The organism is Clostridium sp. B9 (assembly GCF_050509515.1).
In the GTDB taxonomy this organism is placed as follows: Bacteria; Bacillota; Clostridia; order Clostridiales; family Clostridiaceae; genus Sarcina.
Genome location: NZ_JBNWKA010000003.1, coordinates 2,169,430 through 2,181,787, shown reverse-complemented (window position 1 = coordinate 2,181,787; position 12,358 = coordinate 2,169,430). Strand labels below are relative to the sequence as shown.

At 29.0% G+C, this 12,358-nt stretch carries 9 protein-coding genes; all 9 read left to right on the top strand.

Features of this window, described 5'->3' with window-relative positions; all coding sequences use genetic code 11:
* The first annotated feature begins 79 nt into the window (after window positions 1–79).
* Window positions 80–1,024, top strand: a complete 945-nt coding sequence (locus ACQZHJ_RS09730) for a peptidase S41 (RefSeq protein WP_430485357.1) — start codon at window positions 80–82, stop codon at window positions 1,022–1,024.
* 510 nt (window positions 1,025–1,534) lie between these two features.
* A complete protein-coding gene (locus ACQZHJ_RS09725; protein ID WP_430485356.1) occupies window positions 1,535–2,917 on the top strand; it encodes an MFS transporter in 1,383 nt (460 codons plus the stop codon).
* A 549-nt stretch (window positions 2,918–3,466) separates the two neighbouring features.
* Window positions 3,467–6,454, top strand: coding sequence for a beta-N-acetylglucosaminidase domain-containing protein (locus ACQZHJ_RS09720; RefSeq protein WP_430485355.1), 2,988 nt, complete (start codon window positions 3,467–3,469; stop codon window positions 6,452–6,454).
* 427 nt (window positions 6,455–6,881) lie between these two features.
* Window positions 6,882–8,804, top strand: coding sequence for an OPT family oligopeptide transporter (locus tag ACQZHJ_RS09715; protein ID WP_430485354.1), 1,923 nt, complete (start codon window positions 6,882–6,884; stop codon window positions 8,802–8,804).
* Window positions 8,797–9,135, top strand: a complete 339-nt coding sequence (locus ACQZHJ_RS09710) for a PqqD family peptide modification chaperone (RefSeq protein ID WP_430485353.1) — start codon at window positions 8,797–8,799, stop codon at window positions 9,133–9,135. The genes ACQZHJ_RS09715 and ACQZHJ_RS09710 overlap by 8 nt, the downstream gene beginning before the upstream one ends.
* A gap of 343 nt (window positions 9,136–9,478) precedes the next feature.
* Window positions 9,479–9,763 carry a hypothetical protein gene (locus ACQZHJ_RS09705; protein ID WP_430485352.1) on the top strand — a complete coding sequence of 95 codons (285 nt, stop codon included), beginning with the start codon at window positions 9,479–9,481 and terminating at the stop codon, window positions 9,761–9,763.
* 12 nt (window positions 9,764–9,775) lie between these two features.
* On the top strand, window positions 9,776–10,489 hold the full coding sequence (locus ACQZHJ_RS09700) for a serine/threonine protein kinase (RefSeq protein ID WP_430485351.1): 714 nt from the start codon (window positions 9,776–9,778) through the stop codon (window positions 10,487–10,489).
* Window positions 10,490–10,559: 70 nt separating this feature from the next.
* A complete protein-coding gene (locus tag ACQZHJ_RS09695; protein WP_430485350.1) occupies window positions 10,560–11,126 on the top strand; it encodes a hypothetical protein in 567 nt (188 codons plus the stop codon).
* A gap of 210 nt (window positions 11,127–11,336) precedes the next feature.
* A complete protein-coding gene (locus ACQZHJ_RS09690) occupies window positions 11,337–12,302 on the top strand; it encodes a tRNA dihydrouridine synthase (RefSeq protein WP_430485349.1) in 966 nt (321 codons plus the stop codon).
* The last annotated feature ends 56 nt before the right edge of the window (window positions 12,303–12,358 follow it).

The window sequence follows — 12,358 nt, the reverse complement described above, 5'->3', positions numbered from 1 at the left end:
TGCCTATACAAGTGAAAATGAGTTTAATGAAAAGATAGATAATCTAAAAAGAATAGTCAATAAGTTAGACTATGAGGAGATGAAAGTTGAAGTATCAAGAGTTGTAGCTTCTGTTAAAGATGCACATACTTCAATGGTGTTTCCTGCTAGAAAGTTTCTTCCTCTTAAGTTTTACTATTTCAATGATGGAGTGTATATTATTGGTACTACCAAGGAATATGAGAATTTATTGTTTAAAAAGGTAATAGGCATAGAGGAGAGTTCTATGGAGGAGGTTTTAAAGGAACTTTTTGAAGTTATATCCTTTGAAAATGAGTATTTCTTTAAGGCTCAAAGTATGAAGTATATGCAAATAGCTGAAGTTTTATATGGACTTTTAATAATTGATCATATGGATAATATAAAAATAACTCTAGAAGATGGAGTTTATGAAGTTTCAACATGTTCTATTGAAGAACTAGTTTATACAAATAAGAAATTACCTAGGTACGCTAGGAATAGCTCTCATAATCTTTGGTTTGAGATTTTAGAAAATGGAGAACTTTACATAAAGTATAACAGCTGTAGAGAGCAGGAAGATATAAGTATAGAAAATAAAATTAAAAGCTTGATTGCTTTAATTGAAGAAAATGATATGGAAAAAGTAACTATAGATTTAAGAAATAATTTAGGCGGAAACTCCACATTGTTTGATTCATTTATAGAGTGGCTAAAGCACAATAAGAAGATAAATAATAAAGGGAATTTAAAGGTCATAATAGGCAGAGAAACATTTTCCTCAGCACTTTTAAATGCATATAGCTTTAAAAATTACACAAATGCAAAAATAGTTGGAGAGCCAAGTGGAGGGAAACCAAATTGCTATGGTGAGATTTTAAGGATTACACTTCCAAATAGCAAGCTTATAATTACCTATTCCACGAGATTTTATAAACTTATTGATGATGATTCAGTTAAAGCATTATATCCAGAAGAAACTGTTTTAGAATCAATAGAAGATTATAAAGGGGCTTTAACAAAATAACCTTTTAATAAGACTTCCAAACATATTTAGAGAATAACTAAATCTCCATAAGAAATTAAAGTTATTCTTTTCATAGCGTTTGGAAGTTTTATTATTTTGGAATAGATAATAGAAACTCTTTGGGAAATTAAGTAGGTCTGAAGGGCTAGCTAAAATAAACGATGCTTTAAAGTGGAAATTTTTAAAGTGTAGTCTAAAAATAGACAAGTTATTAGACAAGTTTAAAATCAAGGGATTTGTAGGAAAAGCTATCTAAATAGGGTGAAATAAGTGAAAATAAGGCTTTTATCACTGTTGAAATTGTTAATAAACTGTGATAGTATTGAACTTGTCTAAAAAACGAGTAGAAAGTAGACAAGTTTATCAGGGGAATAAGGCGAGAATATTTTAATTGTTTTTGTAAACGATTATTGAAAAGAGGAGGAATAAATAAGGGATTAAAAAATTTTTATGAAAAATTTGTAAACGATTATTAGGGAGATCAAAGGAAAAATAAAAGAGGTGTAGAACATGGAAATTTCACTTAATAGAACAGAAGAGATGGAAGACATCAATATAAAGAAAGCAGTACCAGCGGTATTAGCTTTAATGATTTTTGCATTAGTTATTGATAATTCATTTAAGATTATTTCGCCAGATTTAGCAAAGGCTTTTAATATATCAGCAAGTACAGTTAGTTGGCAAGTAACTTTAGCTGGATTAGTTATCGGTATTGGAGCAATTGTATATGCTTCTTTATCAGATTCAATAAGTGTTAGAACTTTATTATCAATAGGAATTGTATTGATTTGTGTTGGATCATTAATGGGCTTTATTTTTCAAAAGTCATTTATAATGATAGTTATTTCAAGAATAATTCAGTCTGCTGGATTAGGGAGTGCAGAAACTTTATATGTAATATTTGTAGCTAAGTATTTTAAAGAGAGTGAACATAAAAAATATTTAGGATTTAGTACAAGTAGTTATGCTATTGCACAGGTAATTGGTACTATTACAGGTGGATATGTATCAACATATTTAAGCTGGCAAGCATTATTCTTAATTCCACTATTAACTTTAATAATATTACCATTTATCTTAAAGTATATTCCAAAGGAAAAAGCTAGTGCTGGAAATATTGACTTTATAGGTTTTGTATTAGTTGCAACAGTTGCAGCAACATTAATGCTTTTTGTTTCAGAATTTAAGTGGGTATTCTTAATAGGCTTTATAGTAGCTCTTGTATTATTCATTACATATATAAGCAAAAATCAAAAAGCATTTATTACTATTAAGTTTTTCAAAAATAGAAACTTTATATCAGTTTTATTTGTAGCTTTTGTTATATATAGTGTACAACTTGCATTTATATTTATGTTCCCATTTTTAGTGGAATCTATATATCATTATAGACTAGATCAAATTTCTTTACTTTTAGTTCCATCATATGTTTTAGCAGCTACTGTAGGTGCTTTATCAGGTAAGGTTGCTAATAAAATTGGAAGTAAGCAATGCATTCAAATAGCTATAGTAGGTATAATAATCAGTCTTATTGTAGGAGCTTTATTTGTTGAGACATCAGTATTTGTATTTATATTCGTAATGATACTATTCTCAAGTTCATTTGCTTTAATGTATGCACCTATGATTGATACATTAACAAAAACAATTCCTAAAGAAAATTCAGGGACTGCTATTGGATTCTATAATTTCTGTTTAAATATAGCAGCATCAATTGGTATAACATATGTAGCAGTATTTATGGAAACTGAATCTTTAGGAAAAAATATTACTGGTCTTTTCAATAATGCAATAGCTATACAATATAGCAACGTATTAATTGTACTAGCTGTAATATCAGCAGTTGCCTTTATATTATACTGGGCTTTAATTGGAAGAAGAGAAAAAGCTTAATAAAATTAATTTATAAATAATTTATTTTTTATTGGATTTTAATATAAATTATATAAATATACTATTTTGATTATAGTATAATTAGATGGAAGGGGTTCAACAAAGAGTGTTGAACCTCTTCTTTTGTTTATTATAAATTAGTATTGTAAAATAGTCCTATTTTATAATGAAGAATAATGAAACATAATATTGATTTAAATGTATTTATTAATAAAAAAGATATATTGATAATAAAAATATAATAATATCTCATATATTGACATAAAAGTATATAGATGGTAAAGTGGTTTTGTTATAAAATATAACGAGAAATCTGATGGATTTATAGGGATAATAAGGAATTTTGTTAAACGAGTAGTCTTACATATATTTTATTTCAATTCGTATGATAACGAATACAAAGATTGGTAGTACTATAAATTAAGGTGTTTAAGATTGTTGTTAGTACTGCAATAAATTATATGAAGAGTTTATCATTTAATATTATTAAGTAAATGAACGTTATTCATATGGATTCGCCAGATAAAATAATAAAATAGGGGGAAAATTATGCGAAACAAAACTAAAAAACTAACGTGGCTAATTTGTAGATTAATGACTTTAGTTATGGCAGTAACTTTACTATCAGGAATACCTGTAAAAAACGTATTAGCTACGGAAGTAAGGGAATCAAACAAAGAGGAATATGAAATTTATCCAATTCCTCAAAGTATAAAATATGACAATGGAACAGTTGATTTAGGATCAGATGCCAACGTTGTATTTGAAGAGGGGATAGATGAAGCTACAAAGAATAGGTTAATTGAAGTTTTAGGAATTAAGGGAATTAACCATGAAGTAAGTACTGAAATAAAAGAAGGAAAATTAAACTTCTTAGTAGGAATAAACAATTCTAATGGAGTTGTAGATAATTACTTTACAGAAAATAAATTAGTAAATGACAATCATTTTGGACATCACGATGCCCATGTTGTATCTGTTAAGGATAATGTGGTAGCAGTATTAGGTAAAGATACTGATTCAGCATTCTACGGAATTACATCTTTAAAGTTAATATTTAATCAATTAGAAGGTAATGAACTAAGTGAGTTATTAATTGAAGACTATTCAGATGGACAATGGCGTGGATTTATTGAGGGATACTATGGAATACCTTGGAGTAATGAAAATCGTATGGATTTAATGAGGTTTGGTGGAGATTTCAAGATGAATTCTTACATATTTGCACCAAAGGATGATGAGTATCACAGTCTTAAGTGGAGAGAACCATATCCAGCAGAGAAATTAGCTGAAATTGAGGAGATGGTTGAAGTTGGTGCTTCAACAAAGAATAAATTTATATGGACAATACATCCATTCTTAAAAGATGGAATGAACTTTGAGTCAGAAGAGGCTTATGCAGCTGATCTAGAAAAAATAATAACTAAGTTTGAGCAACTATACAGTGTTGGAGTACGTCAATTTGGAGTTCTTGCAGATGATGCTGAGGGAGATGCTAACAATCAAGTTAAGCTTATGAATGATTTAGAAGAGTGGCGTCTACAAAAAGGTGATGTCTATGAATTTATCTTTGTTCCTAAGGTTTACACAAAGGAATCAGCAGGTGGAAATGTTAATAATGAATACTTAAATACTATTGGAACAATGCCAGAAACAGTTGATATTATGTGGACTGGTGATGTAATACTTGGACATGTAACTCAAGAAACATTTGAGTTTTTTGAAGAGGCTGTAGGGCGTCAAGCATTCATGTGGTTAAACTGGCCAGTAAATGATATAAATAATAAAAGATTATTAATGGGTAAAGGTGAAATGTTAGATCCAACAGTTACAAACTTTAAAGGAATAGTAACCAACCCAATGCAAGAAGCTCAAGCTTCAAAGGTTGCTTTATTTGCAATAGCTGACTATGGATGGAATAGAGCAAATTTTGACATGGATAAGAGTTGGGAAGACTCATTTAAGTATATAGAGCCAGATGCTACTGATGAATTACACACATTTGCAAAGCATATGAGTGATCCAGCTCCAAACTGGCATGGATTATCTTTAGAAGAATCTGAAGAGTTAAAACCAGTTCTTGAACAATTCATAAGAAAATTATGGGACAAAGAATCGATATTAGATTATAGCGAAGTAGTTTTAGATGAGTATGAAGAGATTCTAGATGCTACAAATAATTTTGCTACTAAGTCTAAGAACGAATTATTAAAGAGTGAAATTAAAGGATGGGTTGATTCTTTAAGAGATTTAACAGAAGCAACTATAGCATATGTAAATGCAACTGTTGCTTTAGAAAAGGGTGACTATGAAAAAGCTATGGAATACTATGTTTTAGGAGAAGAGGAGTATGTTGCTTCAAGATCTCATAGAACTCCAACATTAACAGGAGTATCAAGACCAGAGCCTGGTACAAGACATCTAATTCCATTTGCTAAAGATTTATCTAAAATAATTAGTGATAATATTAATCAATTTATAAATCCTGATACTACTAAAGTAACCCTTCGTCCTTATACAAATATGGATCCTTTATATTGGGGACATGTTCAAAATATAGCTGATGGAGACAATACTAGATATTCATGTATGTGGATAAGAAGAGCTGCTAAAGAAGGAGACTATGTTGCTGTAGAATTAAATGAAGTAACTAAGGTTGAGAACATTGTATTTGAACAAGGACAAGATGAGGGAGATACATTTAACTATTGTAAATTCCAATACTCTATGGATGGTGAAACTTGGACAGATGTAGATGGAATAGAATATGGTCCAAACATGAAAGAAATAGTTATAGAAGATTTAGATATAACAGCTAAGCATTTAAGAGTTGTTCCAACTGGTGAAATACTAGGAAACTGGATTGCTGTTAGAGAATTCTCTGTTAATAAAGAAGAGAAAACTGATAATGGAATATTTGAAGTTAATCCAGAAGCAGAGCCTAAATTTGAGACAAAAAATTTAATTGATGGAAAGTTAAGTACAGCATTTAAACCATTAGTAGCTGCTCCTAAAAACGGATCTTTAATTTATAAAATTTCTGATGAAACAGAGGTTAAGAAGTTCACAATAGTTCAAAATCCAAATACAATTTCTAATGCAGTAGTATCTGTAAGAAGTGAAGAAGGTTGGGCAGAGATTGGAGAATTAGAGAAGAGCTTCAATGAATTTGAAACAGAAGATTTTAAAAATATCTTTGAAATAAAAGTAGAATGGGATGGTGTTGCTCCAACTATTCATGAAATAGGATTTTCAACAATCACAGATGAAGCTTTACCAGTTAGCAATTTTGAAGCTTCAGAAATCAAAAAGAAGAGTGTTGTTGTAAAGTGGGATGCTCCAGAAACTAATAAAGAATTAGTTGGATATGTCCTTTATAGAGATGGTAAGAAAGTTGGAGAAGTAGATTCTTCAGAGACTACTTATAAATTTAAAGGGTTAAATAAACATACAATTTATAACTTTAAAATAGCTGCAAAGTACTCTGATGGAGAACTTTCAAAGAAAGAGAGCATAACTTTAAGAACGGATAGATAAAATATAAAAACTACTGAAATTTTTCATTAATAACTTATGGTGAAAAATCAGTAGTTTTTTTCTTTTAACTTCTTTAAATTAAAGAACTTTATATGCATAATTATGCTTAAGTAATTGGATATATTTTGAAAATATGAAAGAATTAGAATGGATTTTTTAGTGGTAAAGTGATATTATTATAAACATGATAAAAAATGTTGTATATTTATAATAAAATATAAGAAATATACAAAAAAATAATTTGATAAACTGACTGGTATAGTCAGAAATTTTTTTACTAAACTAAGGTTGGGTATAATGTGTACAAGCAATTATACATATACTATAGTTATAGTTTATATAATGTTTGTACATTTTATATAAATTATATAGGATGAAATATCAATAAAAACTATTGATATGAGGAACGAAAGGAGAGATTAGGTATATGAAGAAGAAATTACCTAAAGAAGCTTATGGTGGAGTCAGTGGAAAAGACTATGTTCCGTATTTTACTGGTAAATCAAAAAATGGAGTTAACTTACCAGTTCTAATAATCGGAATAATATTAGCAATTGTTTTTGCTGCATCTACTGCTTATTCAGGAATGAAATCAGGATTGACAGTTGCAGCTGGTATACCAGGAGCAATTATAGGATCCGTATTTGTTGGAATATTTGCTCGTAGCAAAGGTATACTTGGAAAAAATATAACACAAGGAATGGCTAGTGGTGGAGAATCAATAGCTAGTGGTATGATTTTTGTATTACCTGCAATCATTTTAATTGGAAGTGATTTTACTTTCTTAGAAGGAATAGCTGTAGGAATAGGTGGAGTTCTATTTGGTATAGGATGTCTATCATTAGTTTATAACTATCTAATAGTAGAAGAGCATGGAAAACTTATGTATCCAGAATCAATGGCAATTTCAGAAACACTAGTTGCTTCAGAAGGAAGCGAGGACTCTATAAAATTTATGGGAGTTGGTTTTATTGTCAGTGGAGTTATTACAGCTTTATCAAGTTCATTTTTTAACTTAATAAATAATACTGTTAATTTTGTAGGAAGTAAGTTCTACAAGTGGAAGTTTTCAACAGAAGTTAATCCTCTTTTATTAGGAATAGGATTTATTGTTGGATTAGAAGTTTCACTTACTATGTTTGCAGGTTCTATATTAGCTAACTTTGGAATAGCTCCATTAATAGGATATTTTACAGATATGGCTGAAAAGAGTATGCATTCATGGAATGATGCAACAATATTAATCAATCAAATGGATGTAAATGCAATATCCGGTAGTTACGTTAAGTACATAGGAGCAGGAATGATGCTTTGTGGGGGTATTATAGGAGCTATAAAACTTATACCTACTATAATAGTTTCCATAAAAGAAACTTTAAAAGCAAATCCTGTTAATGAGGAAAATGCTGAAAAAAATAGTGGTGCTATAATAATACTTTTATTAGGTGCAATAATAGCTTTCGTAGCTGGCTTCTTTATTTCTAACAGTATAGGAATGGCTATAACAGGAGCTGTGGTTTCATTAATATTATCATTACTTTTTGTAATAGTTGCAGGACGTTTAACAGGTACAATAGGAACATCAAATCTTCCAGTATCAGGTATGACAATAGCTTCATTAGTTATTTTAACTTTAGTTTTCGTCATAATGGGATGGACTGGCAAGGCTGATAATAAATCATTACTTTTATTTGCTACATTTATGGTTGTAGCTATATCAGTAGCTGGTGGATATAGCCAATCTCAAAAAGTAACTTACATAATTGGTGGTAGTAAGAAAGAAATGCAAAATTCATTTTTAATTGCTAGTATAGTAGGAGTAATAGTTGTTACAGGAACAATTTTAGTACTTTCTAGCCAATTAAAAATAACTGGAGCAAATGCACCATTTGCATTACCACAAGCTAACTTAATGTCAACTTTAACAGCAGGTATAATGGAAGGTAACTTACCATGGCCAATGATAATAGTTGGAATAGTAATGGCTTTATTCTTATTCTTATTAGATTTACCTATAATGACAGTTGCAATAGGATTCTATTTACCTATTTCAACAACATCTATAATATTAATAGGTGCATTAATACGTGTATTTATTGAGAAAATGAGTAAAGAAGAGCATGAGAGAGAAGTTAGGGTTTCAAATGGAATAAGCTTATCTTCAGGTCTTGTTGCTGGGGGTTCTATTATAGGATTAGTAGGAATAATTCTACAAGTAACAGGAATAATAACACCAGGAACACCAACTGGTTTTGTAGGAAGCAATGGAATGGCTATAATCTTATTAGTTATTTTAGTTTTAGCAACTACATTACCTATTATGAAGTCTAAGGTGAAAAATCATGGATAATGATGAACTTTTAGCTATGGTATTTAAGAAATGTGATTATATAAAATATGAAGTGGATGAAGAAGGAATAGTCACTATTTTTGAAAAACAAGATCATAAGATTCAGAAATTTTTTAGAAAACTAAAGTTTAAGATTCCTATGTATAAGAAAATTACTTTTGATGAATATAGTAGTGAGGTATTTATGATGATAGATGGGATTAAAACTGTTAAAGAAATAGGTGAAAACCTAGAAGTTAAGTTTGGTGAAAAAGTAAATCCGCTTTATGAAAGGTTATTAGTTTTCTTAAATCACATATATTTAAATTGTAATTACATAGAAAAACTATAATAGATATTATTTATAGCCTCCAAAATCTTATTTAGATTTTGGAGGCTATTTTTATAATGAAACTTACTGACAAATACTTTTTGAAAAATTAGCATATTAAATATTTTAAATAGTGTTATGGTTTCATATAAGAAAATTATGTAACACTGTATAGCATTTATGAATAATATATATTAAGACGGTTCAAACTTAGCTAAATGTAAGTAATGTTCAAAAAAGGACTTGCTTATATGTTAAGTTTTTCTATAATAAATAAAATAATAGGAGTTGATTTATATGGATTATTATAGAAATATGTCAAGTAGAGGTCATCATCATTATAGAAGAAAAAGAAGAAGACTAAGTGACTCATCATATAGTAGCTCAGTTAGTGAATCAGCAAGTAGCTCATATAGTAGTTCATTCAGTGACTCACACAGCAGTTCACAAAGTAGCTCATACAGCGACTCACACAGCAGCTCATATAGTAGCTCATACAGTGAATCAGCAAGCAGCTCATACAGTGAATCAGCAAGCAGCTCATACAGCGACTCATCAAGTAGCTCATATAGCAGCTCATATAGTGACTCATCAAGTAGCTCATATAGTGACTCATATAGCAGATAAAATAAGTATCCAAATTAGATAAAATAGATGAACAATGGATAAGCATTATAAGAAGAAAGAGTCAGTAAATGGGTATTCAATAACTAAAAAATTAGGTCAAGGTAGATATGGAATAGTCTACCTTGCCATAAATGAAAATAATGAGAAGGTAATTATAAAACAGTTAAAAAAAGAAATGCTAGAAGAAACAAGGAAAAAGCTGTTTTATGAGAAAAAAACATTAGATACACTAAGTAATTATGATAATTTTCCTAAGTTTATATCTAAATTTGAAGATGGAGACAGAGAAGGATATATACTTGAATATATAGAAGGTACTGTATTAGAAGATTTGATTTATAAAAGAGGATATGAATTTAGCAAGGAAGAAATTTATCAGATTGCAGCTAAAGTTTTAGATATTATGGAGATATTGCATGAGAATAACATTGTGCATAGAGATATTAGAACTCCTAATGTAATAATGAGAGAAAATAAAGAGTTAGTTTTAATTGATTTTGGACTAGCTAGATTTATTGATGAAAATCATCTTAAAGACGTAGATTATTGGTATTTAGGAGATTTCTTAATTCATTTGTATTATTCTTCTTATGTTGAAAATGATGAAGAGGAAAAACCTTGGTACGAAGAGCTTAATTTAAAGCCTGAAGAAGAAGTGTTTTTAAAAAAACTTATGGGAATTGAAGAAGCTTATAAAAGTATTGAGGAAATAAGAGAAGATTTAAAGAAGATAAAAGACAGTAATTAAGATAACAAACCATATATACTTACAAAGTTATATGGTTTGTTATTAAATATATGAGGAAGGAGATATTATTTTGACTAATATTAAAAGGATTTTAAGATTGTATCCTGAAAGCTTTAGAGCAAATTTATATACTACTGAGCCTTTTAGAATGATAGGGCTTATAGATGTAGATATTGAATATGATTATGGTGTTGAGAGAGTAACGCTAGCTTATTATAGATCATCTGGAACTAATAGTGGAAAGACTAAAGGATTATGGTATCCTATAGTTGGAATAAAGACTAGACAAGGAAGCTTTGTTGAATTTACTAAATATTTAAATTATGTATTAACACGTTGTACAAGGGGAGGAAAGGCAAGAGCAGGCTGGTTAGCAAAATCATTATTTTTTTCAAGAAGAAATTCAGAGGGATTGAATTTTAGAGGATTTTCAAATGGAATACATCATGAGAGTCTTTTGGTTATAGGAAAGACATTAAGGAATATGTTTGAAAATGGAGAATTTGAAGAGGTAGATTGGCTATATGGTGAAGAACTTAATAATATAGTAACTTCAAAAAAAATATACTATGGAAATATGCGTACGCAAAGAGAAAATTTTGAGAAGTTTATAGAAGATATATTCAATGAGAGATAATTACTTGTACCACATTTTTACTATTATGAATGTGGTACAAGTAATTATTTTACGGCTTTAGATACTTTTATATTTATGCTTTTTAAGAAATAATTAGATTTTACTAGAGCAAGAAATACTTATTATAATAAATTTGTAATTTAGAAAGTAGATAAGTAAAAAAAATACTGATATAATAATATTTCAGAAGATTAAAAAAGGAGTCAAATGATGAAGTATTATTTAGCACCAATGGAAGGTATAACTGGATTTATATATAGAAATACATATGAAAAATACTTTGGGGGAATTGATAAATATTTTGCACCATTTGTTGTTCCAAATCAAAGTAAGAGTCTTAAGACTAAAGAATTAAGGGACGTATTGCCTGAGAACAATAAAGGACTTAATGTAGTTCCTCAAATACTTACTAATGATTCAGAAGGATTTATTACAACAGCTAGGAAGTTACAGCAGTTAGGATATAATGAAGTTAACTTAAATCTTGGTTGTCCATCTGGGACTGTAGTTGGAAAGAAGAGAGGATCAGGATTTTTAGCACATAGAGAAGAATTGGATAAGTTTTTAGAGGAAATATATAAAATAAATGATATGAGTATAACCATAAAAACTAGATTAGGAATGGAAAATCCAGAGGAATTTTATGAACTTATAGAAATTTATAATAAGTACACTATGGAAGAATTAATTATTCATCCTAGAACTAGAAAAGATTTTTATGGAAACAAGCCAAATTTGGAACTTTTTAAGGATGCATTATCTTTAAGTAAAAATCCAATTTGTTACAATGGAGATATTTTTACAGTAGAAGATAGGAATAGATTTATTGAAGCTTTTCCAGAAGTGGATAAAATTATGCTAGGAAGAGGGATATTAGCTAATCCTGGTTTAATAAATGAGATTAATAAAGGTGAGTTCGTAGATAAAGCTACATTAAAAGAATTCCATGATGAAATATTTAATGGCTACAAAGAGGTATTTAATGAAGAAAGAAATGCTATGTTTAGGATGAAAGAGTTATGGGGATATATGATATACATGTTCTCTAATAATAAAAAGTATGCTAAAAAAATAAAGAAGGCTCAAAAAATAGTAGATTATAATCAAGCTATTACAAGTCTTTTTGCAGAACAAGAGATTATAAATGGTTCTGGATTATTTAATAATAAAGAGTAGTTAAGATAGAATTGTGAAAAGCAAGTAATATTTAGTTAAAAATTATTACTTGCTTA

What these genes read in the sequence shown, in the direction of transcription:
- ACQZHJ_RS09730 (WP_430485357.1), top strand. Translation starts at nt 80, where the DNA reads ATGAAAGTTGAAGTATCAAGAGTTGTAGCTTCTGTTAAAGATGCACAT.
- ACQZHJ_RS09725 (WP_430485356.1), top strand. Translation starts at nt 1,535, where the DNA reads ATGGAAATTTCACTTAATAGAACAGAAGAGATGGAAGACATCAATATA.
- ACQZHJ_RS09720 (WP_430485355.1), top strand. Translation starts at nt 3,467, where the DNA reads ATGCGAAACAAAACTAAAAAACTAACGTGGCTAATTTGTAGATTAATG.
- ACQZHJ_RS09715 (WP_430485354.1), top strand. Translation starts at nt 6,882, where the DNA reads ATGAAGAAGAAATTACCTAAAGAAGCTTATGGTGGAGTCAGTGGAAAA.
- ACQZHJ_RS09710 (WP_430485353.1), top strand. Translation starts at nt 8,797, where the DNA reads ATGGATAATGATGAACTTTTAGCTATGGTATTTAAGAAATGTGATTAT.
- ACQZHJ_RS09700 (WP_430485351.1), top strand. Translation starts at nt 9,776, where the DNA reads ATGGATAAGCATTATAAGAAGAAAGAGTCAGTAAATGGGTATTCAATA.
- ACQZHJ_RS09690 (WP_430485349.1), top strand. Translation starts at nt 11,337, where the DNA reads ATGAAGTATTATTTAGCACCAATGGAAGGTATAACTGGATTTATATAT.